Genomic DNA, 25,176 nt, shown 5'->3' with positions numbered 1-25,176 from the left:
CGGAGCCAGGCCTCATGAAACCCCGCGTCCTCGAGATTCTCAAACGGCTGATGGCCTTTGACACGGTGTCGTCCGAATCGAACCTGGCCCTGATCGACTACGTGCGCGAGCTGCTGCTGACCAAGGGCATCGAGTCGTTGATCGTCAAGGACCAGAGCGCCAGAAAGGCCAACCTGTTCGCCAGCACCGGGCCCAAGGATCAACCCGGGGTGTTGCTGTCCGGGCACACTGACGTAGTGCCGGCGGCGGGGCAGGCGTGGACTTTTCCCGCCTTCGCCGCCACCGTGCAGGACGGGCGCATCTACGGGCGGGGCAGTTGCGACATGAAGGGCTTTATCGCCCTGGCCATCGACGCCATGCTCGAGGCTGCCGACCACAGCCTGAACCGCCCGCTGCAACTGGCCCTGTCCCATGACGAGGAGATCGGTTGCGTCGGCGTACGGCGCTTGCTCGACGTGCTGCACCTGGCGCCGGTGCGGCCGTTTTTGTGCGTGATCGGTGAACCGACCAACATGCAGTTTGTGCTGGGCCATAAGGGCAAGGGTTCGTACCGCACGCTCTGCCGTGGCCAGGAAGCGCATTCGTCGCTGGCCCCGCGTTCGGTCAACGCCATCCATGTGGCCTGCGACTTCATCGCCGCCCTGCGTGAAAGCCAGCGGCAACTGCAAGCACATGGCGCCCAGGACACCGACTACGACGTGCCCTACAGCACCGTGCATGTCGGGCAGATTATCGGCGGCAAGGCGCTGAACATCGTGCCTAACCTGTGCAGCCTGGATTTCGAGGTGCGCAACTTGCCGGCCGACGACCTGGATCAGTTCCTGGACCAGATGCGCGAGCGTGCCGAAGTGATCGTGCGCGAGGCGCAAAAACTTTCCAGCGTCGCGGCCATCGAGATCGAAACCGTCAACGTCTACCCCGGTCTCGATACCCACCCCAGCGTCGAGGCGGTACGCTTTCTCAGGCAATTCGCCGCGCCGGGTACGGGGACTGCCAAGGTCTCGTTCGGCACCGAAGGCGGCCTGTTCAAGCAGCGCCTGGAAGTGCCGGTGGTGGTGTGCGGGCCAGGTTCCATCGAGCAGGCGCACAAGCCCGACGAGTTTATCGAGATCAGCCAGATGGACGCCGGCGAGCGCTTCCTGCAAGGCTTGCTCGGCTCGCTGACGGCCTAGCAGAGCCTGCCGTGCGGCGCGCAAATTCAGCATGCCGCGCTGCTTGAGCCGCGCTTTCGGCATCCTCATCCGTGGCGGTTCCCTAGACTGGAACCTGTCTCGGATCAGGACTCGACCATGCTCAAGAATCGCTTGCAAGACCCCAGCCTGCTGGCTGAACTCGCCTACGTGGATGGCCAGTGGATCGCCGCCGACAGCGGTGCCACCCTGGATATCCGCGACCCCGCCAACGGCCGGTTGCTCGCGCAGGTGCCGGCGATGGACGCGGTGGACACCCGGCGTGCCATCGACGCCGCCGAACAGGCCTGGCCCGCCTGGCGCGCACGCCCTGCGGCCGAGCGTGCGGCGCTGCTGGAGCGTTGGTTCCAGGCAATGATCGACAACCTTGAAGACCTGGCGCTGATCATGACCAGCGAACAGGGCAAGCCCCTGAACGAAGCGAAGGGCGAGGTGCGCTACGGTGCCGGCTTCGTCAAATGGTTCGCCGAGGAAGCGCGGCGGGTCTACGGTGAAACCATGCAGGCGCCCAGTGGCGATCGCCGTCTGTTGACCTTGAAACAACCGGTGGGTGTGTGCGCGGCGATCACGCCGTGGAACTTCCCCAACGCAATGATCACCCGCAAGTGCGCGCCTGCGCTGGCCGCCGGCTGCCCGATCATCGTCAAGCCGTCGGACCTCACACCGCTGTCGGCGCTGGCCCTGGCCGTGCTGGCTGACCGCGTCGGCATTCCGGCGGGCGTGTTCAACGTCATCACCGGGCTGCCCGCCGGCATCGGCGCGGAGCTGACCGGCAATCCGGCGGTGCGCAAGATCTCCTTTACCGGCTCCACGGCCGTCGGCCGCCTGTTGATGCGCCAGAGCGCCGAGCACATCAAGCGCCTGAGCCTGGAACTGGGCGGTAACGCGCCGTTTATCGTGTTCGACGACGCCGACCTGGAGCAGGCGGTAGCGGGGGTGATGATCAGCAAGTTCCGCAACGCCGGGCAAACCTGCGTGTGCGCCAACCGCATCCTGGTGCAAGAAGGGATTTACGAGCGTTTCGCCGCACGCCTGGTACAAGAGGTGGGCAAGCTCAAGGTCGGCAACGGTCTGGAAGACGGCGTGACCATCGGCCCGCTGATCAACCGTGCGGCGGTCGACAAAGTCGCGCGGCATATCGACGATGCCCTGGGCCAGGGCGCCAAGCTGCTCTGCGGTGCGATCCCCAGCGGCGACAGCCAGTTCGTGCAGCCCACGGTGCTCGGCGACACCCACGCCGGAATGCTGCTGGCCAATGAAGAAACCTTCGGCCCGGTGGCGCCGCTGATGCGCTTTACCGATGAAGCCCAGGCGCTCGCGCTGGCCAACGCCACGCCGTACGGCCTGGGCGCCTATTATTTCACCCAGGATTTGCAGCGCTCATGGCGTTTCGGCGAAGCGCTGGAGTTCGGCATGGTCGGGCTCAACACCGGGATCATCTCCATGGAAATTGCACCGTTTGGCGGCATCAAGCAATCCGGGTTGGGCCGCGAAGGCAGCAAGTACGGCCTGGATGAGTACCTTGAAGTCAAAGCCTTCCACATCGGCGGCCTGAACTGACAGTTAATGAGGGGTGATCCATGAGCAAGGTATTCAGAATCGCGGCGATTGCCGGCGATGGCATTGGCAAGGAAGTGTTGCCCGAAGGGCTGCGGGTATTGGAGCAGGCCGCCAAGGTCTGGGAGTTGGACCTGAGCATCGAAGTGCTCGACTGGGCCCACTGTGACTACTACCTGGAGCATGGGCAGATGATGCCCGAGGACTGGTTCGAACAGCTCAAGGGCTTCGACGCGATCTACTTTGGCGCGGTGGGCTGGCCGGACAAAGTCCCGGACCATATTTCCCTGTGGGGCTCGCTGCTCAAGTTCCGCCGTGACTTTGACCAGTACGTGAATATCCGCCCGGTGCGCCTGTTTCCCGGCGTTCCATGCCCGCTGGCCGGGCGGGAGCCGGGGGACATCGACTTTGTGGTTATCCGCGAAAACACCGAGGGTGAATATTCATCGGTGGGCGGCAAGATGTTCGAAGGCACCGAGCATGAGTTCGTGTTGCAGGAGTCGGTATTCACCCGGCGGGGTGTCGATCGCATCCTCAAGTTTGCCTTCGACCTGGCCCAGGCCCGCCCGCGCAAGCGCTTGACGGCGGCGACCAAGTCCAACGGGATATCCATCAGCATGCCGTACTGGGACGAGCGCACGGCGCTGATGGCGGCGAATTATCCCGACGTGGCCTGGGACAAGCAGCACATTGATATCTTGTGCGCGCGGTTTGTGCTGCAACCGGATCGCTTTGATGTGGTGGTGGCGTCGAATCTGTTTGGCGACATCCTGTCGGACCTGGGACCGGCGTGCGCGGGAACAATCGGCATTGCGCCCTCGGCGAACCTGGACCCGCAGCGGCGGTTTCCGTCCCTGTTTGAACCGGTGCACGGCTCGGCGCCGGATATCTACGGGCAGAACATTGCGAACCCGATAGCGATGATCTGGTCGGGGGCGTTGATGCTGGATTTCTTGGGCAATGGCGATGAACGCTATCGGGCGGCGCATGATGGGATTTTGCGGGCGATCGAGGCGGTGATTGCCGAAGGACCGATTACACCGGATTTGGGCGGGAAGGGTTCGACACAGGAGGTAGGGCTGGCGATTGCAGCCAGGCTGTGACGCAGTCGAAAACCGGCGCTCGAATGTGAGAGCTGTCGAGCCCCGGCGAGGCTGCGAAGGCGATGGTACTGCTGGCATTTTCGTCGCCTGACCCACCGCTATCGCAGCCTCGCTAAAGCTCGGGAGCTCCCACAGGGATCTGCTTCGTCGGCGGGATTTCAGTTGCACCTGCTAACGCACTCTCAGCAACAACAGAGATCGACTGTGGGAGCTGTCGAGCCCCGGCGAGGTTGCGAAGGCGGCGGTACTGCTGGCATTTTCATTGCCTGACCCACCGCTATCGCAGCCTCGCTAAAGCTCGGGAGCTCCCACAGGGATCTGCTTCGTCGGCGGGATTTCAGTTGTACCTGCTAACGCACTCTCAGCAACAACAGAGATCGACTGTGGGAGCTGTCGAGCCCCAGCGAGGCTGCGAAGGCGGCGGCACTGCCGACATCTTCATTGCCTGACCCACCGCTTTCGCAGCCTCGCTAAAGCTCGGGAGCTCCCACAAGGGCTCGGCTGTGTCAGGTGAAGTTGGGCTGTGCCTGCGAGCGCAATTCCGGCAACGGCCGAGATCAACTGTGGGAGCTGTCGAGCCCCAGCGAGGCTGCGAAGGCGGCGGCACTGCCGACATCTTCATTGCCTGACCCACCGCTTTCGCAGCCTCGCTAAAGCTCGACAGCTCCCACAGGGGCTTGGCTGTCTCAGGGGGAGCTAGGTTGTGCCGGCGAGCGTAATCTCTGCGACGACAACCTCCCTATGTTGATCATCAGTAACCCAGTGATCGATCCACCTCACCCACCATCGCCTCACCGCGCTCGAACCGTCGGATATTTTCCAGCAACACTCCAAACGCACTGTGCGGTTGGGTCATCGCTGCAATGTGGGGAGTGAGCACAATCTGGGGGTGATCCCAGAACGCATGATTCGCCGGTGCCGGCTCTTCCTGCAGCACATCCAGCACGGCGCCACTCAAGTGCCCGCTGCCCAGCGCAGCCAGCAAATCCGCTTCCACCAGATGCCCGCCACGGCCCATGTTGATCAATGCCGCTCCACGGGGCAGTTGGTCAAACAGGCGATGGTTGAGAATCCCCTGGGTCTGCTCGGTCAACGGCAGCACACACAACAGAATGTCGCACTGGCTCAGGAATGCCGGCAATTGCTGCTCACCGGCGTAGCAGTCCACCCCCGCGATCTGATGCGCACTGCGCGCCCAGCCCGACAAGGCAAACCCCAGCGGCGCCAGTGTCGCCAGAATCTGCTGCGCCTGGGCACCCAAGCCCATCACGCCCACGCGGCGGTTGGCCGCCGGCTGCAACAGGTGCGCCTGCCAGCACCGCGTAACCTGTTGCTGGCGATAGCGCAACATATCCCGGTGCAGGCTGAGCACCGCCCAACTGGCGTATTCGCACATGCCACGGGTAATGCCGGGGTCCAGCAGGCGCACCACGGGCAAATCAGGCGGCAAACGCGAAAGGTCGAGCTGATCGACCCCGGCCGACAGCGCAAACAACACTTTCAGGTTGGGCAGCAATTGCGCCACGTCGTCCGGTGCCGTCCAGGCGGCGAGGTATTCGATTTCTGCGGGGTTGCCGAGGTCCGGCCAGGCGCGCCAGGCAATATCCGGCGCCTGTTCGGCAAAGAGCGCCTGCCAGTGTTGGCCACGTACCGGGTCGGCTTTATAGAGCAAGGCCATGGGTATTTCCTGCGCGATGAAGGTAGCGATCATCATCGCCCAAAGCCCGGCGCAGGATCTGTTGAAACGCGGGGGCAAAACAGTCGATACGAATGTCCTGCGGGGCAAGTTCGGCGTAGTGCGTTGCCCGCACACCGTAATCTGGAGAGCATCGCAACCACCTCCCGGTTGCCGGACTCACGATGGGAAATGCCATGAATAGCAAAGTCGACGAAACCCCTCATTTGCTCCGTCAGCGCGAGCAGTTCGTGCCGCGTGGGCTGGTCACCGCGCACCCGCTGGTGATCGACCGCGCGCAGGGCGCCGAGTTGTGGGATGTGGATGGCAAGCGTTATCTGGATTTCGTCGGCGGCATTGGCGTGCTCAATATCGGCCACAACCACCCCAAGGTGGTGGCTGCCGTGCAAGCCCAGTTGCAGAAGGTGTCCCACGCCTGTTTCCAAGTGGTGGCCTACCAGCCTTACCTCGACCTGGCCCAGCGCCTGTGTGAAATGATCGGCGGGCAGGAGGCCTATAAAGCGGCGTTCTTCACCTCGGGTGCCGAGGCGGTGGAAAATGCGGTGAAAATCGCCCGCGCCCATACCAATCGTTCGGCGGTCATCGCCTTTCGCGGTGGGTTCCACGGCCGTACCTTGCTGGGCACCACGCTCACGGGCATGAGCCAGCCCTACAAACAGAACTTCGGGCCGTTTGCACCGGAAGTGTTCCACACGCCTTACCCGAATGCGTATCGCGGCGTGACCAGCGAGGTCGCACTCAAGGCCCTCGATGAATTGCTGGCGACCCAAGTGGCGCCGGAACGCGTGGCGGCGATCCTCATCGAGCCGGTGCAGGGCGATGGCGGTTTCCTCGCCGCGCCGCCGGAGTTTCTCCAGGCGCTGCGCACGTTGGCGGACAAGCACGGCATCGTGTTGATCCTCGACGAGATCCAGACCGGCTTCGGTCGCACCGGTACCTGGTTCGGTTTCCAGCACGCCGGTATCCAGCCCGACCTGGTCACCGTGGCCAAGAGCCTGGCCGGCGGCTTGCCGTTGTCCGGGGTGGTCGGCAAGGCGCAGATCATGGACGCACCGCTGCCCGGCGGTCTCGGTGGCACCTACGGCGGCAATGCCTTGGCCTGCGCGGCGGCGCTGGCGGTGATCGATGCGTTCGAACAAGAGCAATTGCTGGCGCGCAGCCAGGTGCTGGGCGAACGCCTGCGCCAGGGCCTGCTCGGTTTGCAGGCGCGCTATCCGGTTATCGGTGATGTACGCGGTACCGGCTTCATGCTGGCCATCGAGCTGATCAAGAATGACCCGGCGCGCACCCCGGATGCCGAGCTTAACCAACGGGTGATCGATGCCGCCCGTGCCGGTGGCTTGCTGGTGATCAAATGCGGTGTGTACCGCAACGTGCTGCGCTTCCTCGCGCCGCTGGTGACTACTGAAGCTCAGATTGACGAAGCGTTGCAGATTCTCGACGCGGCCTTGGCACGGGTCTTGAACTGAGGCTGTGCCCGCTATGGGCCAAACGCATCAAGGAGGCTTGACCCACCATGGGGCTGACAGATTATCGAGCGTTACTGATCGATTGCGATGAAGTGCTGGTGGACCGCGACTCGGGGGTGTGGGCGGCCTTGCAACCGCTGCTCGATAACCGTGGCGGGCAGCCGTCCAGGGAACAGGTGCTGGCCGAATTCAACGAGGTGGTGGCTACGCTCTACCCGCGCTTCGCCGAGCTGGGCTTCAGTGGCGTGTTGTGTTTCGCCCATCGCCAACTCGCCGAGACGTGGGGGCAGCACGCCAGTTGGGAGGAGGGCATGAGCTTTGCCCGTTCGGCAGGCAACTGGTCATTGTTCGAAGATGCGCCGGGCGCGATGTTGTACTTGCGCAAGTTCTATCGCCTGTTGGTCCGCGGCGACCGCGATGCGCAAGACCGCGGCGTGTTGTGCGAGCGGCTGGGGATTGCACCGGAAGACTTCATTTCCCTGGCCGAGGACCCACAATGGCTCAATCGCCAAGGCGCAGAGGAGCAGCCGACGCTGCATATCACTCGACCATCGGTCGGCACGCAGGTGGCGCTGGACCGCTGCCTGATCGGCCGCCATCGCGCCCGGCAGCCCTCGCCGTGCGCGGCGGACTACTGCATCAACAGCATGGCGGATCTGGTGGCGCAGCATCAGCTGTCTTTACGGCGCTGATTTTGCTAGAAGATTGTCTTACAAATGGCAGTCAAGAGGTACGCAATGGAAGGGCAAGTCAAGCTGGACCGGATCGACATCAGCATTCTGGTCGAACTGCAAAAAGACGGCCGGATGACCAATGTCAGCCTAGCCGACGCCGTGGGCCTGTCCGCCAGCCCGTGCCTGCAACGGGTCAAGCGATTGGAGTCGGCAGGCTATATCTCCAGCTACAAGGCGCACTTGAACCTTGCCAAGATTACCGATTCGGTCACAGTGTTTACCGAGATCACCCTCAGCGATCACAAGCGTGAAGACTTCGCCAAGTTCGAATCCAACATCCGCCTGGTCGATGAAGTGCTCGAATGTCACTTGATCAGCGGCGGCTACGATTACCTGGTGCGCTTCATGACCCGCAGCATCCAGCACTACCAGGAAGTGGTCGAAAGCCTGCTGGACAAGAACATCGGCATTTCCAAGTACTTCAGCTATATCGTGATCAAGTCCCCGGTGCTCAAGGACGGCGTGCCGCTGCGCAAGTTGCTGCGGCATTGAAATCGCCTGCCTGGCAGGCGACCTCGGTTTATAGGCCCTTGCTTATGTGACTGAAGGTTGGGTACGCCGCACCGGACGATTGTATGCATCCACCGTCCAATGAGGTTTGCCGGGCCTGATGCAGGTGCCGCCCACCCAACGCTCGTGCGAAGCATGGTCGGGCCAATACGCCTGTGCGTTGAGCACGTCATGGCCCAATGGGGTCAGTGCCAGCGGGCGTCGTGGCCAGTCCTGGTGCGTCTCGGTTTCGATGAGCAAGGGCTGCTCGCCGTCGATCAACGGCCGCAACAGCGCATGAAACATCATGTCCCCCAGGAAGGGCAGCGGCTCGCGCTTGCTCATTAACTCGGCGAACACCCGGCCGAAGGGCACTGGCCCGGCCTCGGCAATGCAGGTCAGGGCCAGGCGTTCGGTCAGCGATAAGCCATCGCGGATACCCGGCAATTCCTGCAACTGGCGCAACAGCGCGGGTGCCAGCAAAGGCAGGGCGGCATGGGTGCCGTGGGCCAGCTTGGCCAAGGCCTCGGGTGACGGTGCGCAATACGCCGACCAGGCTTGTCTGGCCAATTGCACCGCGTCGTCACCGATCAGCCGTCGCTGCGGCCACAGCCAGGCCAGTACATCAGGGGCCAACTGGCCGATGCCGATAAAGCGTTCGACACCCGGGATACGGTCGACTTCGATCAGCTCCAGCTTGCGCGGCGCCTGCGCCAGCCCGGCGAGCGCGCGAATCAGGAACAGTTGGTCGTAGGCATCCGCCTCGCACCACAGCACGCTGTGCTCGACGGTGCCCAACGTGGCGAGCTGGTCGTATTCATCGGCGACGCGGCGGGTTACCTGGGCTGCGTCGATGGCAAAGGCCTGGCTGATAAAGGCGCTGCGCATGGCGCGGAATTCGTCGTCGGGCAAGTCGCGAACCGGGCCCATGCACAGCGGATCGCTGAGCATCTGGAATTGCCCCTTGAACCCGGCAACTTGCAGGCTGTGCGCAATATCATTGCCGCAGCGCCAGTGCGTGGTGCGGGCTTCATCGCTGGCTGCGAAGTCGGGGTGGCGGCTGGCGAAGTCGATGGCATCCACATGCGCCTTGAGTTTGGGCCAACTGCTGAAACCCAGCTGTTTGGCAATCTCCCACTGAGCCTGGGACAGGGTGGCGTTCGGGTCCTGGGCTTTGAGGCGCGGCAACAGTTCCTTGGCGCGCTTGCGCTGCTGCTCCAGGTTGAGGCGGCCATTGGTGTTGAAGTGACGGGACATACGATCTCCTTGCACAAACCTTTTCCGCTTCAAGGTGGGGAGTCGTAGAAAAAGAGGGTGTTGCAAGGTCTTGGGCGCAGCCCTTTCCGCGGAAGGTGGCGTAGAGAGCGCCAGGCGGGAAATATAGGAGGTGTCGTGTTCGTTTGCAAATCACTGGTTTCACACAGAGCAAATGTGGGAGCGAGCAAGTCGAATCGTCGCACCGCGCTCCCACAGTTTTTGATCTGCTGTGTGTCTGCGCTACTTGTCCTTACGCGCATCCATGGTCTTCTGATGCTCCGCCAGAAACGGCTGCTCCGCCGGGTCAAAACGGTCGATCCCGGCGGTAAACCGATGCCAATACGGATACAACGGCTGGCGACGCGTCACCGCTTCAATGCGAGAGAATTGTTCCTCGGTCAGCTTCAGTTCGGTGGCCGCCAGGTTGTCGCGCAGGTGCGCTTCGGTGCGGGCGCCGATGATCAGCGAGGTGATGCCCGGTCGATCCTTGAGCCAGGCCAGGCATGTGCGGGCAACCGAGACACCGTGCTCATCGCCGACGGCGGCGAGGGTCTCGATGATGTCCAGCGCGCGCTCCTGGTCATGCACATAGGGTTCCGGCCAGCCGCTGCCCTGGCGGGTGTTGGCGGGCGGCTTGTGCCCGCGCCGGGTCGAACCGGTCAACAAGCCTTCGCCCATCGGCCCCCACACCAGGGTGCCCACGTGCTGGTCCAGCGCCAGCGGCAGCAGCTCATACTCGGCCTCGCGGGATTCCGGGGTGTAGTAGATCTGCTGGGTGATGGGTTTGAGCATGCCGTGCAGCTCGGCCTTGCCCAGGGTTTTCATCATTTGCCAGGCGGTGAAATTACTGGTGCCGAAATAGCGGATTTTGCCCGAGCCCACCAGCAGCCGCAGCGCTTCGAGGGTTTCCTCGATGGGCGTCATGCCGTCCCAGTTGTGCAATTGGTACAGGTCGATATGGTCGGTGCCCAAGCGTTTCAAGCTGGCTTCGCACGCACGAATCAAGTGATAGCGCGATGAGCCGGAGTTGTTCGGATTCTTGTCCACGGGGCTGCGGCCTTTGGTGGCCAGCAGAATCTCGTTGCGCTTGTCGCCCAGGGCCTTTCCGACCACTTCTTCCGCCAACCCGTGGGAATAGAGGTCGGCGGTGTCGACCATGTTCACACCCGCGTCGAACGCGATGTCGAACATACGCTTGGCCTGCGGAACGTCCACTGATCCGCATTGTTCAAACTCGGCGCGACCGCCAAAGGGCACGGTGCCCAGAATGATTTCGGATACCAGCAGGCCGGAATGGCCCAGTTGTCGGTATTGCATGTCGCCTCCTACTTTGCGTTGCACGTGAACGTGTGAACGACAGGGGTGGCGATAGTTTGAATTTTTTCGTGAAAACTTCGTGCGGCTGTCTCACCAACGCGCCGACCGGATTGCTTCATCCGGTGAAATGCTGGATTGTTGATTCTGGTGATTCCACTGGTGCGTGCCATGAACCCGATCGAACAAACTCCCTGGCATGCCGGCGAACGGCAGATGCAAGCAGCAGTTGGCGTGGCCGACCGGATGGCGATGATCGGGCCCAAGGTAATTCGCGATCACTTGCCGGAACAACATCGGGATTTCTATCCCTTGTTGCCGTACCTGATGCTGGGGGTGGTGGACGAGCAGGGCATTCCCTGGGCCACGATGATTGAAGGCGCACCAGGTTTCGCCCACTCGCCGGACCCGCTGACGTTGCAGATCGACAGCCTGCCGTCGGTGGGCGATCCGGCGCGTAACGCACTGCAGCCCGGCGCATCGGTAGGCTTGCTGGGCATCGACCTCAACACCCGCCGCCGCAACCGCATGAATGGGCGTATCGGCGCGCTCGATCATGAGGGCTTTTCGGTCGACGTGGTGCAGGCCTTCGGCAACTGCCCCAAGTACATCCAACTGCGGCCAGTCGACGCCGTCGCCCGCAAACCCGGCACCCTGGTCGAACGCTTGAACGGGCTCGACGAAGCGGCACAGGCCTTGATCCGCAACGCCGACACCTTCTTCGTCGCCAGCTACATCGAGGTGCACGGCCAGCGCTCGGTGGATGTTTCTCACCGGGGCGGCAACACCGGCTTTGTGCGGGTTGAAGGCAACGTACTGACCATCCCCGACTTCGCCGGCAACCTGTTCTTCAACACCCTGGGTAATCTGCAGGTGAACCCGGTGGCGGGGTTGTTGTTCATCGATTTTGCATCGGGCGATGTGCTGCAACTGTCCGGACGCACATCGTTGATCCTCGACGGCCCGCAAGTGGCGCTGTTCGAGGGCGCCCAACGCGTGTGGACGGTAACCGTGGAATATGTGGTCCGGCGCCCGGCGGCGTTGGCGTTGAGGTGGGTGTTTGCGGAATTTTCGCCGTTCAGTCTGGGGATGGGGCATTGGTAGCCACGCAACATTTCGCGCAGCCTGTGGAGATCAAATGTGGGAGCTGTCGAGCTTTAGCGAGGCTGCGAAGGCGGCGGCACTGCTGGAAGAAATGGGACCTGATACACCGCTTTCGCAGGCAAGCCAGCTCCCACATTTGATCGGTGTGGATGGGCAGAAAGTGTTCGGCTGGTGATACCACAGGCTCCGCAATCTCATGTGGAGCTGTCGAGCCTTGGCGAGGCTGCGAAGGCGTCCGGTCAGTCGACGAATTGACCGTCTGACTAGGCCTCATCGCAGCCGCGCCAACGCTCGATAACTCCCACAGCGTTTCGCTTCGTTCGAGGGGCTATGTTCTTGAGTTCAGGCCACCGGGCATTCCCGGTTCAGCGCCTCATCGACCAACAACTGCGCAATCTCGATCATCTGCACCACTGCAAGCACCTGCTTGCGGCTTTGCCTATCAAGGCGCTCGGCGCAGTCGTAGGCGCAGACGGTGGCTGACTCAAGCATCTCGCTGGCATTGCTCAACGCAGCTTCAGTACTGAGACCGGGACGAACGGTGAAGATGACATCGGGAGGTGTTTGCGGATTGTCGTCCAATGTGGACGGCGGGGGATTGGGTGTGACCTTTTTCATGGCGAAGCTCCTATGAATGAGCACCTCCATTTCGCTACCACACGAAGTCAGGAGGCGACTGTACACGGGGTGGTAGACCGGTCATAGAAACCCGGCAGGCCGAAGCCTCCCATGCACAGCCGCCACAAAGCAGCCCGCACAAAAAAACGCCCTTGAGCGTTTTGGGGTCTATGAAAAAACTGGGCTACCACACCCATTCGCTGAATTTGCAGCGACCCGCGAAGGTTAGCGGCGAGTCTCATCAGACGCAACCCGAAAGTTGTGTAAGAGCGGTCCGACGGTTGTTGGTGCACCATTGAAATGGTGCCATATGTTGGATTCCCAGACTGCCCTAACCCTTAACGTTAGCTCTGCTGGTCCTGGTCCTTGCCCGCGATTTTGCCTGCAATCCAGGCTACCGTGCCGTTTCTTACTCGTGCAGGCCCTATTCGCAGCCGGGAGGAGAGGAAGGTGCTGCATGGATGCCAACCAATAAGTCGGACGCGTTGCTTGGCGACGAAGCGCAGTCCAGTCAGGTTCAAAAAACATTGGAGAACGGACCATACAGTGCCATTTGTCGGATTGTTTTCTATATCTTTGTGGGAATTGCGATTGTCCTGCAAAAAACCTCTGCGTTGGACCTTACTGCTTCTTATAGGCGAATACGTTCGTAAGGCATTAATTTAATAAAAAAACGAGTTTGTTAAGCAAGGTGCGGAGCAGTTTTAATATTATCTCGCAACCGTCGGGCGTCCGATATTAGTGAGTGAAAATTCCTAATGATAGTAGGTAACTTTCCTACATTGCCTTTTTTTATAAATTGCGATTTTTTCCGAAAAGGCTAGATTTATTTTTGTCGCTTGTTGCTAAGCGGCGAAAAGTGAGTTGTACCTAAAGTGGAGAATCGAAATGAACAATGAAAAGTTTGGAGAGTTTGTTTTTAGTTTTGATAGTGAGTCTGGATTCAACCCGTATGCAGGTAACGCCGGTGCGTCTGGGAGCCAAGGCGGGTGCGGTGGTAGCGGAGGATGTGGCGGCGGCGGCGGATGTAATGGAGGAAGTGGCGGTTGCCATAATTCGATAACGGAGCCCCCAGCTGCGGATGAGTAGACTCAGTATTCACTCACCTACTGAGGTTTTCTGGCTTGCCAGAAAACCTCTACGGGATATCGCGCCATGAATATAATAATACCCAATTATGAAATTCTGAACCTTGACAAAGAAAGTCTTGTCGTGTCTGACGTCGGAATTTCTAAAATCCATTCAGAGCCTCTGCTCAATGTGCTTAGAAAATTAAAATTATCGAATGTAATGACTAAGGTAGAGTTGGATGAAGTACTCGCGGAAAATGGATTAGTTCAAAATGACGCATTCGAGTTTTTGGAAAAAATCATTCCATTCAAATGTGTTGAAGAAATGTACTTTGAAAAAACGATCATTATCCATGACTGGAAAGGTAAGGTTGACGTAGAAGAGTTATTCAGGGGCGAGCTGCCTGGCTGTTTGGAATTTAAATCGTTCAAAAGTGGACTGGTTGACCCGGATAAGACGTTCAGATTTTTTATCGTCTTGTTGTGCTATTCGTATGATTATGAAAGCGTCAAGAATCTATATTTTGATCTAGCGCGTGCGTCACCTAAAAGCGCTATATGCGTTTGCTGGCAAATGGGTAGCGTTTTTTGCATAGGGCAACCTTATATACCAGAAATAGGAAACCCTTGTCATTTCTGTGCCGTTGATAGACTTATTAATAATGAGGCGATAATGCCAGCAAAGAACAACTGGTCAAGCATTCTATCGTTCTGTAGGAATCGACAAGTAGGTATTCCTGCTAATGCACTAAGTCTATATCAGGAAATGATTGTTGTCGGTGCGGTTAGCAAAAAAATAAGATTTTTCACCGAGCATAGTGACGGGTTTAAGTACCAAGATAATGTCCTGCACAGTTCCTACCTCCAATTGGTTGATGGCCAGGTTTTTGAAGAGTCTAATTCGCACTGGTATATGTGTGATTGCTTGAGGGCGGACGGATGAAAAATATTCCTCATGATTACTATTTTAGATTCATAGATCCTTCGGTCTATGAGGATGTACTTGATTTTCATTGTAAGGGGAATTTTACCTTTCATAACGCGATTAAAGACCGTACGTGCCTTCATCGTTTGGATGAAAAGCATCTTGCCCAACTGACCGGGAATGAACTGACTTTTTATCCCGATATGAATCTAACGGTGGAGATGACGCTGTCCCAAGAGGACAGAGAGAAGTCATCGTACAGAAATGAGTCTTGTAAACATTTTTCACCTCTGCCTTTGAATTTCTCGGACGTTGAAAAACTGATGTGGCCACTACTTTCACGGAGTAGTGACTCATATAAAAGAGGATATCCTAGCGGGGGGGCGCTTTACCCTGCAGAAATTTTCCTCTGCTCGCTGACTGAGGAAAATTCTAATTGGCCCTGCGTAGGAAAAATTCTCCATTTGCTTCCCGGATCCAGAAAATTCGAAGTAATGCAGATTGGGACGGACATCGAAGAGTTGAAAGCAGCACTGCTGCCCTTATCTCATGACATTGGAATGCCCAGCCTCGCGCTAATTTACGCAGTTTATATGCCTAAAAATTTGTTCAAATATCGGTATCGTGGGTACCGGATGGCGCTGATGGAAGTTGGCTCAATTTACATGCTTGTCGAACTTCAAGCTAAATCTTTGGGGTTGGCGTGTCGGCTTTGGTCCGCATACACAGACTCGATGCTTTGTAAGGCCTTAGGAATAAATCCAGCCCTGTTCTTCCCAATGTGCGTTCATTTTATAGGCAAGCAGCATGAAACTTATTAATGCAATGCATAAGCCGGATTTGCCGGGAATACTCCTTTTTCAGCCTGCGTGCATTCTCACTCTACCTCACTCTGTTGAAGTTTCAGACGCCTTTTCGGTAAATGGATCGGGGGTTGGGGGTGGTTCCAACTCGATCAAAACCGCCTTAGGTGAATATTTTGAGCGTCGTCATTTTTACAGAGAGGTCGTTTCAATAAAGCGCGGGTGTCTCAGTGAAACCTTAGCAGACCATGAGGTTTGTAGTTTTTCGAAAGCACTTGTACAAACGGCATCAAAAAAAACGTCGTGTGCGGAGGTTGAGGGGTATGAATTTTCCTTGAGTGAAGTTGTTAGAGCCTCTGACTTTTCAAGATGTTTTATTCCGACCGCCTGTATTTCGCTTTCATCGTATAGATTAGGTAAAGACAGCTTATTCTATCCTCTCCGAGATACATGTGGATGCAGCTTTCATTGGAACCCAAATATCGCCTTTTTTGGGGCCGTGAAGGAGTATCTAGAACGCCAGTTTCTTATCAGGTTCTGGCTCACGAAAAAATGCTGTACTCGGATTTCCTCAATGCATGCCAAAGAGCTGTTGAAGAGGCAAGAGGTTCGGCATCTATATAACGCTCTTGCAGCTTCAGGAGAAATTACATTTTTAGATATCTCAGACGTTAGATTTCCCGGGGTTTGTATGCTGGTTGTATTTGGGCAAAGCAATGTTAGTCATCACGTTAAATATTGTGCAGGGTTGGCTTATGCATTGGATATGTCTGTGGCAATGGAGAAGTCCTTGCTTGAGTTATGGCAGACTTTTCGTTTTATGAATTTATTTATTGCGACTGATTCTAGACAAGAAATGCTCGAAGATTCTTATATTCGCTATTTTCTAAGTTGCAATACTTACGAGACCTATCAGGACATTACCGATGTTTTGGAGTGTGGAAGTTCCAGGCCCTCGCAGGATTTCACACTGCCGCGATTGTTAGATGTATTAAGGCGACTGGATGTTTTTGGCTATTTTTATTCAAAAATTGAACGGGTTGATGGAAAAGGAGGGATTTTTGTTAAATACGTTTCTCCTGATCTATTTCTTCATATGAATAACTCAAAAAACTTTAATTCAGTAAATAAATACTCTAGAGGGTTTAAGTCTTCAATACTGGGCTCTCGGTCAGAAAAAATGGTTCCGTTTCCATGAGGTGAGTAATGACTCTGCACTCTATGTCTAAACCCATTCTGTTAGCGCTATTGTTCATCAAAGAACAATTGAAAGAGCCTGTCGCATTGTTTTGGACAGTCATTTCTCCGGTAGTGACGTACTATCTGATCACGTACACGAGGGCGCCAGTGAGTGGCGCGTACGACGATTACATGTCCAGCACTTCCTGGTTTTACGCTTTCGTGTCTTCAAGTGTGGCGTTCTTCGGTTTGGCGTTTTACATCGTAGGCCGCAGAGAAAGCGGCTTTCTACGGTCTTTCGTCTATACCCCTCGTACGAAAATCATCTTCCTTGCCGGGCAGTTTTTTGCCTATTCGGTCGTTTCAATACTGTATTGCTCCGTTTTCTACGTATTGACGCGGCAGTCCTCTGTCCAAGTCGCCGAATACCTCGACATCATCGGACGGTTCTATATTTGTTTCCTCCTCTTCTCCATCCCTTCGCTTTTATTGACGCTGGTCCCCGTAGGTTTTCAGAACGCCAGCACGATTTATTCAATTTTATCCTTGGCAATGTTGGCACTCGGTATCGTAAGTGTCAGTTCTTCACACCCCACTCTTGCCGTCATTCGATTTTTTAATCCGATGGGATGGGCAAACAATATTATGTTGGCTGCGGTGGCAGAACACGGATGGGTTGTCCTGATAGTGGGTGTTTTATTTGGGATTACATTTCTACTAATGGTTCGCTTTCTCCGGGTTAACCCTGTTTGGAGTCGTTACTGATGGCACGGCTAATCGTAAGTTCGCTTGATGTCAGATATGCATCCCATACTTTGTTCGATAACGCCTCGCTCGAAGTTAAGGCGGGTTCGATCTCCGGTCTGCTGGGCCCTAACGGCTCCGGTAAAACCACCTTTTTTGACGTGATTTGTGGCCTGAAGAAAATGGATGGCGGCGAGATAACCAACTCTTTTTCGAAGCTGCTTTATCTGTCGCAAGTCATCAGCACGCCCGCCGTATTGCGCATGTTCGACATCTTCAAAATGACCATGCTTTTTTGCGCCGACACCCAGGTCACCCAAGCACATGCGCTGGATAAAATCGAGCAATGGAGCCCTGGCATTGCGCAGCGTTACTGTGAAATCTGGAACAAAAAATCCTCGCTCTGCAGCTACGGCGAAAAGCGCTGGTTTTTCACCTTGTCGCTGCTCTGCGCCAACGCTGACCTTGTGATACTCGATGAGCCCACCGCGGGTGTCGATCCTGAGTTTCGCTATCACATCTGGCGATGCCTGGAGGGGGCGGCGGCGGAGGGTGTGGCGGTGCTGGTTTCATCGCACAACGTCGATGAGATCGTCGCGCACTGCGATGATTTCTACATGCTCAGCCAGCGCCGCTTCAATCGCTTCAACGACGCACCAGGCTTTATGAGTGCGTACGGTGCCAAGAGCCTGGATGAAGCTTTTATTCAGGCGGCGAGCCTGCGTGAGTAGCGGGCAACTGCGGATACAGGATCAGTTCCAGACAGCCCTTGTAGTATCGCTTGCCGCCAGGCGGCAGTTGCCCTGCCTCGCGCATTTCACTGGTGCTGCTGACGCGCATCAGTACCCCTACGGAGCCGTGCTGGCGCGCGTCGTTTAGCCAGGTCTGGACCTGTTCCAGTTCCACTTTGCGGTGCACCGCGCCGGCGTATTGCAGGCCGTAGCGCAACTCACCCTCGGTGTCGTACAGCGCCACTTCCGGACGCTGCAGGCGCCAGGCCAGGGCGCTGGCGCTGCCGAGTTCGTTGCTCAGCAGGGCGTTGGTCTGCTGCAGTTCCTGCAGGTGTTCAAGCACAAATTGGTCGGGCATTTCGTTATTTGCGATCCACCCCGGCATGCTCGCCGGCAGCAGTATCACCAACAGCCCGATGCCCAGGGCCGGCATCGCCCACAGCGTCAGCGGGCGAAACGCTTGCAGCAGGTTGCTGAGGACCCACCCCAGCAAGACGATAAAGGCCAGGGACAGGCTGAACATCTCGGCGTGGCTGTTGCTGTACAGCGGCCGGGCGATTTGCAGGTAGATCAGGCCGATCATGGCGACCATGCCGATCACGAAGTTGAGCAGGCCGTTGAGGCAAATTGTGCGGGCGCGGCCGCTGCTGATCAGGTCGACCAGGGTATGCCCCATCAGCAATGCCAGGGGCAGCAGGCACGGCATGATGTAGGTCGGCAGTTTGCCGTTGCTCAGGCTGAACAAACCCAGGGGCAATAGCAACCACAAGGCCAGGAAGAGGATCGCGGGGTGGCGTTTTTCCTGCCAGGCCTTGCGCAAGGTGGCGGGGAGCAGTCCTGCCCAAGGCAGGCACGACACCGCGATGATCGGCAGGAAGAACCACCAGGGCCGCACGTGTTGCGCGTTGTCGGCGCTGAAGCGGCGAATGTGTTCATTCCAGAAAAAGAAGCGCCAGAAGTCCGGTTCCTGCAAATGCACCGCCAGCATCCACGGCAGGCTTATCAGCACCGCCACCAGCATGGCCAACGGGCCATAGCGCAGCAATTCGCCCAGGCGGCGTTGCCAGAGCATGTATGGCACGGCAACCAGCACCGGCAGCACCCAGGCCAGGAAGCCCTTGGTCAGCAAACCCATGGCGCAGGCCAGGCCCACGACCGCCCAGGCCCCTAGACGGCCACGCAGTGTGGCGCTGTCGAGTGCAAACCACAGGGCCACCAGGCTCAGGTTGACCCACAGGGTGAATGGCGGATCGAGATTGGAATAGCCCGCTTGCCCCGCAACCAGCCCGAAGCTCAGGTAGAGCAGGGCGCAGGCAAAACTTTTGCGCGGGTCATTCCACAAGCGGCGGGCAATCAGGTAGGCGAGCAGCACGCTCAGGCCGCTTGTCACCGCCGAGGCGATGCGCACACCGAACAGGTTCTGGCCGAACACCGCCTGGCCCAGGGCGATCAACCAGTAGCCGCCGGCGGGTTTTTCGAAGTAGCGGATACCCATGAAATGCGGCGCTATCCAGTTGCCGCTCTGGAGCATTTCCTGGCTGATCTGGGCGTAGCGGGTTTCATCGGGCGTCCATAAACCGTGCAAGCCCAGGGGCAGCAGGTAAAACGCGGCAAAGGCCAGCAACAGGATTGGCAGGGGTTTTAATCGAGTCATGCAGACGTCGCTCCCTGACGTTTAGTGGTGGGTTGTTGAAGTAATGAACTGATGGAAGAAGAGGTCACAGCATTCACTGGGTTACGGAAGAAATTCATGACGGCCTTGAATAAAGGGCGCAACTCAACATGCCAGAACAGCGCTGTCTTTTTACTGAACAGGCCGGCGGGAACGTGGCTAGAGTTGCTTCAATGCGGTGGGCCAATCCGGGTTGTTGACGATACCCAAGGGCTTGAATGTGCCGTTGGGCAGTACCTGCACGAACAGCGCGCTGCCGTATTGGGGAAACGTGGCGTGGGGAAAGCCAAGGGTGCTTTCGAAGTCGGCAATGCAGCCGCTGTGGGTGACGAAAACCAGGTTGCGCCCCGGGGTTTTGTGGCTCAGCAGTTCTTCGCCCATGGCCGCGCCACAGACGGCTTGCTGGCCGGAGGTCAGCTCGTTTTTGCCGAACATGAAACGCAAGGTCTGGGCGGTGCGGATGGCCGGGCTGGCGAGTACGTCGCTACCGTCCATGCCCAGTGCTCTAAAGGCATTTCCCAGGTTTTGCGCCTGCTGGCTGCCGTTGATGGTCAGGCCTTCAACAGGTCCAAGGCAAGGGTTGGCCGAGCGGTCGCAGCGCTCTTCATGGCGCACCAGCACGATCAGGTCGCCGTCACGCCACAGGGGCAGCACGTGGGATGTCAGCAGGCGCTTGCCGATGCCCAGGTCCGTTGGCGAAGCGTGCCAGAGCAGGTTGCCGGCGAGCAGCAAACCCACCACCGCGGTCCCCAGCCACAGCGGTTGCAGGCGCTTGATAAAGGCCCGTCGCGAACGCGGTTTGGTCAAGGTAAGGTTAACCACATCATCACCATGGGCAGTGTCGTGTCAGTGAGTCGCAACCTGTTGGCGAATGCCTGTAGTGGAGCCGGAAGCTGGCACAGGGGGGCTGTCTTTTCGCTGAACAGGTTGCGGTTGAAAGTGGTCAAGCGTAATAGCCGCACGTTGCCGGCGAATGACCATGGCCGGCACTGTAGAGTGGGCCGGGTGGGCAGCCGGTGAAATCCATGTGAAAAATTTGCGTGGCGTTGAGCGACAGCCGTTATTCTCGATAGCCACCCATCAAGCGAGTGTTGTCATGTTGCAGGTGCACGGTGTGTTTAAAAGCTATGCCACGCCCCAGGGCCCGTTGGCGGTGTTGGCGGGTGTGGATCTGCACCTGGCCGAGCGCAGCAGCCTGGCGTTGATGGGCGAGTCGGGCAGCGGCAAGAGCACCCTGTTACACCTGGTGGCGGGGCTGGATCGGGTGGATGGCGGCAGCATTCAGGTCGGTGAGCAACGCCTCGACCAACTCAGCGAGGCGCAACTGGCCCATTGGCGGCGTACGCAAATTGGCTTGGTGTTTCAGCAGTTCAACCTGATCGGCAGTTTGCGGGTCGAGGACAACCTGGCGTTCCAGGCGCGGCTGGCGGGCCGGTTTGACCGGCAATGGCAGGCGCAGTTGGTGGAGCGCCTGGGCCTGGGCGATCTGCTCAAGCGCTACCCGGAGCAACTCTCCGGTGGCCAGCAGCAACGGGTGGCCGTGGGCCGCGCGTTGGCGTCGCGGCCCGGCCTGTTATTGGCCGACGAGCCCACCGGCAACCTTGACGAAGCCACCAGCGACGAGGTGCTGCAACTGCTGCTGGACCTGCTGCGCGACAGCCCCACCAGCCTGTTGATGGTCACCCACAGCCCGCGCATTGCCGCGCGGCTGGACCGGCAGGTGGTGCTGCACCGCGGTCGTGTCGTACCCGCGGGCGCCGCTTGAAAATGGCCGTGTTCCAGTGGACCTTGCGCGCGCTGCTCAGCCACTGGCGCCGCCACCCCGTGCAGTTTTTCAGCGTACTCACCGGCTTGTGGCTGGCCACCGCGCTGCTGATTGGCGTGCAAGCCCTTAACAGCCAGGCGCGTGACAGCTACGCCCGTGCCAGCCAGTTGGTCGGCGGTGAACCCCAGGCCAGCCTCAGCGCGCCGGACGGTGCCAGTTTCCCCCAAGCGCTGTTTGCCCAGTTGCGCCGCGCCGGGTGGCCGGTGTCCCCGGTGGTGCAGGGGCGGGTGCAGCTCAAGGGGCTGGAAGACCTACGGCTGCAATTGATGGGCATCGACCCGCTGTCATTGCCCGGCAGTGGCGCGGTGGCGGGGCAGCGCTTGAGCCAGGCGCAGATGCTGGCATTTTTTGACCCGCCCGGGCGTACCTGGATTGCGCCGCAGACCTTGCAGGCCTTGGGGCTGAACGAGGGCCAGCAGCCGATCACCCTGAATGGCCACTCGCTGCCGCCGCTGCAAGCCCAGGCGCAGATGGCCCCCGGCCTGTTGCTCACCGACATCGGTTTCGCCCAACCCGTGCTGGACATGCCCGAGCGCCTGTCGCGCCTGCTGCTGGACAACGCCTTCGCCGCTGGCCAGCCCACGCCGCCCGCCGGGTTGCAACTCAAACAGGGCGAGGACAATAACCTGGCGCGCCTCACCGAGAGCTTTCACCTTAACCTTGATGCACTGGGCTTCCTGTCCTTTGTGGTGGGTTTGTTTATCGTGCACGCCGCCATCGGCCTGGCCCTGGAACAACGGCGCGGGTTGCTGCGTACGTTGCGCGCCTGCGGGGTCAGTGTGCGGATGTTGATCCTCAGCCTCAGCGTAGAACTCGGTGTGTTGTCCCTGCTGGGGGGCGTGCTCGGCGTGGCCAGCGGCTACCTGCTGGCCAGCCTGCTGCTGCCGGATGTGGCCGCCAGCCTACGTGGCCTGTATGGCGCCGAGCTGCCAGGGCAATTGAATCTGAGCCCGTGGTGGTGGGCGGCGGGGCTTGGCTTGAGCCTGTTCGGTGCTTTGCTGGCCGGTGCCAGCAGCCTTTGGCGGGCGGCCCGCTTGCCGTTGCTGGCCCTGGCCAATGCCCAGGCCTGGCATGAGGCGCATGGGCGCTGGTTGCGACGTCAAGGTTGGGTGGCCGTTGCAGCGCTGCTGATCGCCGTGCTGGCGCTGTGGCTGGGTGACAGCCTTGCCGCCGGTTTTGTGCTGATGGCCGCGTTGTTGCTGGGTGCCGCCCTGGGTTTGCCGGTGGTGCTCAATGGCCTGCTCAAGGCGGTATTGGGACGCAGCCGCTCGGTGCTTGGCCAATGGTTTCTCGCGGACTGCCGCCAGCAACTGCCGGCCCTGAGCCTGGCCCTGATGGCGTTGCTCTTGGCCCTGGCCGCGAATATCGGCGCGGGCTCCATGACCTCGGGGTTTCGTCACACCTTCAACAACTGGCTGGAGCAACGTCTCACCGCCGAGCTGTACCTCAACCCGCAAGACCCGGCGCAGGCGCGGCAGCTCGGCGGTTGGCTGGCGCAGCAACCGTTGGTGCGGGCCGTACTGCCCACCTGGCAGGTCGCGGTGCAATTGCAGGGGTGGCCGGCGGACCTGTTTGGCGTGGTCGACGACCCGACCTATCGCCAGCATTGGCCGTTGCTCGAGGCGACAGGCGACCCCTGGGACCAGCTGCAGCAAGGCGACACGCTGATGCTCAGCGAGCAACTGGCGCGCAGGCTCGACGTGCAGCTCGGCGATACCGTGAGCATCCCCACGCCCCAGGGCGTATGGGCGCCCAGGTTGGTGGGCATCTACGCCGATTACGGCAACCCCAAGGGCCACGTCCTGGTCAATGCCCACCACTTGCTGGCGCACTGGCCGGGGCTGTCGCCGGCGCGTTTCAACCTGCGCGTGGCACCGTCGGATGTGGCGCCGTTGATACGTGAGGTGCAACGCGAGTTCGCCCTGCAAGACAGCCGCATCATCGATCAACAACAACTCAAGGGCTGGTCCAGCCAGGTGTTCGAACGTACTTTTGCCGCCACGGCCGCGCTCAACAGCCTGACCTTGGGCGTTGCCGGCGTAGCACTGTTTATCAGCCTGTTGACCCAGAGCCAGAGCCGCCTGGGCCAACTTGCACCGCTGTGGGCGCTGGGCGTTACCCGGCGGCAATTGATGCTGCTCAACCTGGGCCAGACCTGGCTGCTGGCGGTACTGACGCTGGTGCTGGCCTTGCCCCTCGGGCTGCTGTTGGCCTGGTGCCTGGATGCAGTGATCAATGTGCAGGCTTTCGGTTGGCGCCTGCCGTTGCAGGTGTTTCCATGGCAGCTCGCGCAATTACTGGGGCTGGCGTTGCTCGCGACTTTGCTGGCCTCGGCCTGGCCGTTGTGGCAGTTGTACCGCAGCCGTCCGGCGGATTTGTTGAGGACGTTTGCCAATGAAGATTAACCTCCTGTGTCGAGCCCTGCTCACTGTAGGAGCGAGCTTGCTCGCGAAGGTATTCCAGGCACCGCGTGCAGCCAGGGGGGGCGCGTTATCGTTGACGAGCTTCGCGAGCAAGCTCGCTCCTACAGGGTTGGTTTTGTTGTTGCTGAGCGCCTGTGACAAGGCCCCCATCCCCGAGGAAAGCTTTGCCGGCCTGGGCAGTGACGCGGCGGACTTCGTCCAGGTGGTGCCCGGCAAAGTGTTCAGCTTTCCTGAAGACCATGGCCCTCATGCCGGCTATCGCATCGAGTGGTGGTACGTCACCGCCAACCTCAAGGATGCGCAAGGCAATGCATTCGGCGTGCAATGGACGCTGTTTCGCAACGCCCTCAAGGCCGGACCGACCCAGGCAGGCTGGCGCGATTCAACCCTCTGGCTTGGCCACGCCGCCGTCACGTCCGCCACCCGCCACTACGCGGCCGAACGCTTCGCCCGAGGTGGCGTCGGCCAGGCCGGCGCCCAGGCGGTGCCGTTCGACGCCTGGATCGACGACTGGACGTTCGCCACCCGCCCCGGCGCCGCCAGCCCATTGTCGGACATGCAACTCAAGGCCGGCGGCGCGCAGTTCGCCTACGACCTGCACCTGACTTCCACACGCCCGTTGGTGCTGCAGGGCGACAACGGCTACAGCCGCAAATCCGACCAGGGTCAGGCGTCGTATTACTACAGCCAGCCGTTTTTCAACGCCAAGGGCAGCGTCAGCATCAACGGCAAGGTCTATCAGGTCACCGGCCCGGCCTGGCTCGACCGCGAATGGAGCAGCCAACCGCTGACCGCCAACCAGACCGGTTGGGACTGGTTCTCCCTGCACCTGGACCGTGGCGAGCAGGTGATGCTGTTCCGCGTGCGCCAAACCGACGGGGCGGCCTACCTGACCGGCACCTGGATCGATCGCGAGGGCCGTACCCAAACCCTGCACAACGCCGACATCCAGTTGACGCCGCTGGAAACCACCGACATCGACGGCCGCAAGATTCCCACACGCTGGTCGCTGAAAATTCCGGGCAAACAGCTGGATATCATTACCCGTGCCGTCAACCCGAACGCCTGGATGAACCTGAGTATTCCGTACTGGGAGGGGCCGGTGCAGTTTGAGGGCGGGGTGGGGTATCTGGAGATGACCGGGTATTAGGGCGGTTTCTGTAGGCTTTATTTCTTGGATTATCAAAAAATACTGTACATACATCCAGTTGTATCCTACATTCCATCCCAGGTGACCGGATGTCACCTGACCTTCAGTTTTTAACTATGGATG

The 25,176-nt window shown here is 59.2% G+C and carries 23 protein-coding genes; 17 read left to right on the top strand and 6 right to left on the bottom strand.

The annotated features are described in order from the left end of the window. Window positions 1-14 precede the first annotated feature (14 nt). From argE to BLL36_RS08175, 3 genes are all read left to right on the top strand, one after another. The gene (gene argE, locus BLL36_RS08185) at window positions 15-1,172 is read left to right on the top strand and encodes an acetylornithine deacetylase (protein ID WP_076950947.1); all 1,158 of its coding nucleotides are present in this window, start codon (window positions 15-17) and stop codon (window positions 1,170-1,172) included. Between the two features lie 117 nt (window positions 1,173-1,289). Further along, window positions 1,290-2,750: an NAD-dependent succinate-semialdehyde dehydrogenase gene (locus tag BLL36_RS08180; RefSeq protein ID WP_076950946.1), complete on the top strand. Its 1,461-nt coding sequence runs from the start codon at window positions 1,290-1,292 to the stop codon at window positions 2,748-2,750. Between the two features lie 20 nt (window positions 2,751-2,770). Beyond that, on the top strand, window positions 2,771-3,850 hold the full coding sequence (locus BLL36_RS08175) for a tartrate dehydrogenase (RefSeq protein WP_076950945.1): 1,080 nt from the start codon (window positions 2,771-2,773) through the stop codon (window positions 3,848-3,850). Window positions 3,851-4,601: 751 nt separating this feature from the next. Here the strand turns inward: BLL36_RS08175 and BLL36_RS08170 are convergent. Further along, the gene (locus BLL36_RS08170; RefSeq protein ID WP_076950944.1) at window positions 4,602-5,528 is read right to left on the bottom strand and encodes a 2-hydroxyacid dehydrogenase; all 927 of its coding nucleotides are present in this window, start codon (window positions 5,526-5,528) and stop codon (window positions 4,602-4,604) included. Between the two features lie 194 nt (window positions 5,529-5,722). Between BLL36_RS08170 and gabT the strand changes: the two genes are divergently transcribed. From gabT to BLL36_RS08155, 3 genes are read left to right on the top strand one after another with little or no spacing between them, the layout of a single operon-like run. Next, window positions 5,723-7,015: a 4-aminobutyrate--2-oxoglutarate transaminase gene (gene gabT / locus BLL36_RS08165; protein WP_076950943.1), complete on the top strand. Its 1,293-nt coding sequence runs from the start codon at window positions 5,723-5,725 to the stop codon at window positions 7,013-7,015. Window positions 7,016-7,062: 47 nt separating this feature from the next. Further along, window positions 7,063-7,707, top strand: a complete 645-nt coding sequence (locus tag BLL36_RS08160) for an HAD family hydrolase (RefSeq protein WP_076950942.1) — start codon at window positions 7,063-7,065, stop codon at window positions 7,705-7,707. A gap of 45 nt (window positions 7,708-7,752) precedes the next feature. Continuing rightward, window positions 7,753-8,241, top strand: coding sequence for an Lrp/AsnC family transcriptional regulator (locus BLL36_RS08155; RefSeq protein ID WP_010449292.1), 489 nt, complete (start codon window positions 7,753-7,755; stop codon window positions 8,239-8,241). 42 nt (window positions 8,242-8,283) lie between these two features. Here BLL36_RS08155 and BLL36_RS08150 read toward each other — a convergent pair whose 3' ends face one another. Together BLL36_RS08150 and BLL36_RS08145 are read right to left on the bottom strand one after the other, a co-directional pair. After that, the gene (locus tag BLL36_RS08150) at window positions 8,284-9,495 is read right to left on the bottom strand and encodes a DUF1835 domain-containing protein (RefSeq protein ID WP_076950941.1); all 1,212 of its coding nucleotides are present in this window, start codon (window positions 9,493-9,495) and stop codon (window positions 8,284-8,286) included. Window positions 9,496-9,735: 240 nt separating this feature from the next. Beyond that, the gene (locus BLL36_RS08145) at window positions 9,736-10,812 is read right to left on the bottom strand and encodes an aldo/keto reductase (RefSeq protein ID WP_076950940.1); all 1,077 of its coding nucleotides are present in this window, start codon (window positions 10,810-10,812) and stop codon (window positions 9,736-9,738) included. Between the two features lie 168 nt (window positions 10,813-10,980). On the opposite strand from BLL36_RS08145, the gene BLL36_RS08140 reads away from it, so the two are divergent. Together BLL36_RS08140 and BLL36_RS31015 are read left to right on the top strand one after the other, a co-directional pair. Continuing rightward, window positions 10,981-11,913 carry a pyridoxamine 5'-phosphate oxidase family protein gene (locus BLL36_RS08140; protein WP_076951014.1) on the top strand — a complete coding sequence of 311 codons (933 nt, stop codon included), beginning with the start codon at window positions 10,981-10,983 and terminating at the stop codon, window positions 11,911-11,913. Between the two features lie 34 nt (window positions 11,914-11,947). Beyond that, the gene (locus BLL36_RS31015; protein WP_157697314.1) at window positions 11,948-12,088 is read left to right on the top strand and encodes a hypothetical protein; all 141 of its coding nucleotides are present in this window, start codon (window positions 11,948-11,950) and stop codon (window positions 12,086-12,088) included. Between the two features lie 167 nt (window positions 12,089-12,255). On the opposite strand, the gene BLL36_RS08135 is transcribed toward BLL36_RS31015, so the two are convergent. Continuing rightward, complete coding sequence (locus BLL36_RS08135) at window positions 12,256-12,531, bottom strand: DUF6124 family protein (RefSeq protein ID WP_076950939.1); 276 nt, start codon at window positions 12,529-12,531, stop codon at window positions 12,256-12,258. A gap of 895 nt (window positions 12,532-13,426) precedes the next feature. On the opposite strand from BLL36_RS08135, the gene BLL36_RS30410 reads away from it, so the two are divergent. The 6 genes from BLL36_RS30410 (at window position 13,427) to BLL36_RS08110 (ending at window position 17,983) form a co-directional block, all read left to right on the top strand. Further along, the gene (locus BLL36_RS30410) at window positions 13,427-13,594 is read left to right on the top strand and encodes a hypothetical protein (protein WP_157697313.1); all 168 of its coding nucleotides are present in this window, start codon (window positions 13,427-13,429) and stop codon (window positions 13,592-13,594) included. A 92-nt stretch (window positions 13,595-13,686) separates the two neighbouring features. Continuing rightward, window positions 13,687-14,544 carry an McbB family protein gene (locus BLL36_RS08130; RefSeq protein WP_076950938.1) on the top strand — a complete coding sequence of 286 codons (858 nt, stop codon included), beginning with the start codon at window positions 13,687-13,689 and terminating at the stop codon, window positions 14,542-14,544. Further along, entirely contained in the window at window positions 14,541-15,347 is an 807-nt protein-coding gene (locus BLL36_RS08125) for a SagB/ThcOx family dehydrogenase (protein WP_076950937.1), read from the top strand. Before BLL36_RS08130 ends, BLL36_RS08125 begins: the two co-directional genes overlap by 4 nt. Continuing rightward, the gene (locus tag BLL36_RS08120) at window positions 15,334-16,527 is read left to right on the top strand and encodes a YcaO-like family protein (RefSeq protein WP_076950936.1); all 1,194 of its coding nucleotides are present in this window, start codon (window positions 15,334-15,336) and stop codon (window positions 16,525-16,527) included. Before BLL36_RS08125 ends, BLL36_RS08120 begins: the two co-directional genes overlap by 14 nt. A gap of 8 nt (window positions 16,528-16,535) precedes the next feature. After that, window positions 16,536-17,273, top strand: a complete 738-nt coding sequence (locus BLL36_RS08115; RefSeq protein WP_076950935.1) for an ABC transporter permease — start codon at window positions 16,536-16,538, stop codon at window positions 17,271-17,273. Then, complete coding sequence (locus tag BLL36_RS08110; protein WP_076950934.1) at window positions 17,273-17,983, top strand: ATP-binding cassette domain-containing protein; 711 nt, start codon at window positions 17,273-17,275, stop codon at window positions 17,981-17,983. Before BLL36_RS08115 ends, BLL36_RS08110 begins: the two co-directional genes overlap by 1 nt. Here the strand turns inward: BLL36_RS08110 and arnT are convergent. Together arnT and pmrG are read right to left on the bottom strand one after the other, a co-directional pair. After that, entirely contained in the window at window positions 17,955-19,637 is a 1,683-nt protein-coding gene (gene arnT, locus BLL36_RS08105) for a lipid IV(A) 4-amino-4-deoxy-L-arabinosyltransferase (RefSeq protein ID WP_076950933.1), read from the bottom strand. The two genes, BLL36_RS08110 and arnT, sit on opposite strands and share 29 nt — an antisense overlap. Before the next feature lie 177 nt (window positions 19,638-19,814). Continuing rightward, complete coding sequence (pmrG, locus tag BLL36_RS08100) at window positions 19,815-20,477, bottom strand: lipopolysaccharide core heptose(II)-phosphate phosphatase PmrG (RefSeq protein ID WP_076950932.1); 663 nt, start codon at window positions 20,475-20,477, stop codon at window positions 19,815-19,817. Between the two features lie 274 nt (window positions 20,478-20,751). Here pmrG and BLL36_RS08095 point away from each other — a divergent pair, with 274 nt between their 5' ends. The 3 genes from BLL36_RS08095 (at window position 20,752) to BLL36_RS08085 (ending at window position 25,053) form a co-directional block, all read left to right on the top strand. Continuing rightward, window positions 20,752-21,420 (top strand): ABC transporter ATP-binding protein, encoded by a 669-nt coding sequence (locus tag BLL36_RS08095; protein WP_076950931.1) that lies wholly within the window; start codon window positions 20,752-20,754, stop codon window positions 21,418-21,420. A gap of 2 nt (window positions 21,421-21,422) precedes the next feature. After that, the gene (locus tag BLL36_RS08090) at window positions 21,423-23,885 is read left to right on the top strand and encodes an ABC transporter permease (RefSeq protein ID WP_076950930.1); all 2,463 of its coding nucleotides are present in this window, start codon (window positions 21,423-21,425) and stop codon (window positions 23,883-23,885) included. A 133-nt stretch (window positions 23,886-24,018) separates the two neighbouring features. Further along, a complete protein-coding gene (locus BLL36_RS08085; RefSeq protein ID WP_231998989.1) occupies window positions 24,019-25,053 on the top strand; it encodes a lipocalin-like domain-containing protein in 1,035 nt (344 codons plus the stop codon). Window positions 25,054-25,176: the final 123 nt, after the last annotated feature.

It is taken from the genome of Pseudomonas cedrina subsp. cedrina (assembly GCF_001983175.1).
Taxonomy (GTDB): domain Bacteria; phylum Pseudomonadota; class Gammaproteobacteria; order Pseudomonadales; family Pseudomonadaceae; genus Aquipseudomonas; species Aquipseudomonas cedrina.
The sequence above is the reverse complement of the archived record's forward strand: the minus strand, read 5'-3'. Positions and strand labels throughout refer to the sequence as shown.

Bases quoted from the DNA above. Each gene is read 5' to 3' on its own strand.
- BLL36_RS08160 (WP_076950942.1), top strand. From the start codon at position 7,063: ATGGGGCTGACAGATTATCGAGCGTTACTGATCGATTGCGATGAAGTG.
- BLL36_RS08130 (WP_076950938.1), top strand. From the start codon at position 13,687: ATGAATATAATAATACCCAATTATGAAATTCTGAACCTTGACAAAGAA.
- gabT (WP_076950943.1), top strand. From the start codon at position 5,723: ATGAATAGCAAAGTCGACGAAACCCCTCATTTGCTCCGTCAGCGCGAG.
- argE (WP_076950947.1), top strand. From the start codon at position 15: ATGAAACCCCGCGTCCTCGAGATTCTCAAACGGCTGATGGCCTTTGAC.
- BLL36_RS08110 (WP_076950934.1), top strand. From the start codon at position 17,273: ATGGCACGGCTAATCGTAAGTTCGCTTGATGTCAGATATGCATCCCAT.
- BLL36_RS08170 (WP_076950944.1), bottom strand. From the start codon at position 5,528: ATGGCCTTGCTCTATAAAGCCGACCCGGTACGTGGCCAACACTGGCAG.
- BLL36_RS08125 (WP_076950937.1), top strand. From the start codon at position 14,541: ATGAAAAATATTCCTCATGATTACTATTTTAGATTCATAGATCCTTCG.
- BLL36_RS08095 (WP_076950931.1), top strand. From the start codon at position 20,752: ATGTTGCAGGTGCACGGTGTGTTTAAAAGCTATGCCACGCCCCAGGGC.
- BLL36_RS30410 (WP_157697313.1), top strand. From the start codon at position 13,427: ATGAAAAGTTTGGAGAGTTTGTTTTTAGTTTTGATAGTGAGTCTGGAT.
- BLL36_RS08180 (WP_076950946.1), top strand. From the start codon at position 1,290: ATGCTCAAGAATCGCTTGCAAGACCCCAGCCTGCTGGCTGAACTCGCC.
- BLL36_RS08120 (WP_076950936.1), top strand. From the start codon at position 15,334: ATGAAACTTATTAATGCAATGCATAAGCCGGATTTGCCGGGAATACTC.
- BLL36_RS08145 (WP_076950940.1), bottom strand. From the start codon at position 10,812: ATGCAATACCGACAACTGGGCCATTCCGGCCTGCTGGTATCCGAAATC.
- BLL36_RS31015 (WP_157697314.1), top strand. From the start codon at position 11,948: ATGTGGGAGCTGTCGAGCTTTAGCGAGGCTGCGAAGGCGGCGGCACTG.
- BLL36_RS08090 (WP_076950930.1), top strand. From the start codon at position 21,423: ATGGCCGTGTTCCAGTGGACCTTGCGCGCGCTGCTCAGCCACTGGCGC.
- BLL36_RS08150 (WP_076950941.1), bottom strand. From the start codon at position 9,495: ATGTCCCGTCACTTCAACACCAATGGCCGCCTCAACCTGGAGCAGCAG.
- BLL36_RS08155 (WP_010449292.1), top strand. From the start codon at position 7,753: ATGGAAGGGCAAGTCAAGCTGGACCGGATCGACATCAGCATTCTGGTC.
- BLL36_RS08140 (WP_076951014.1), top strand. From the start codon at position 10,981: ATGAACCCGATCGAACAAACTCCCTGGCATGCCGGCGAACGGCAGATG.
- BLL36_RS08115 (WP_076950935.1), top strand. From the start codon at position 16,536: ATGACTCTGCACTCTATGTCTAAACCCATTCTGTTAGCGCTATTGTTC.
- arnT (WP_076950933.1), bottom strand. From the start codon at position 19,637: ATGACTCGATTAAAACCCCTGCCAATCCTGTTGCTGGCCTTTGCCGCG.
- BLL36_RS08175 (WP_076950945.1), top strand. From the start codon at position 2,771: ATGAGCAAGGTATTCAGAATCGCGGCGATTGCCGGCGATGGCATTGGC.
- BLL36_RS08135 (WP_076950939.1), bottom strand. From the start codon at position 12,531: ATGAAAAAGGTCACACCCAATCCCCCGCCGTCCACATTGGACGACAAT.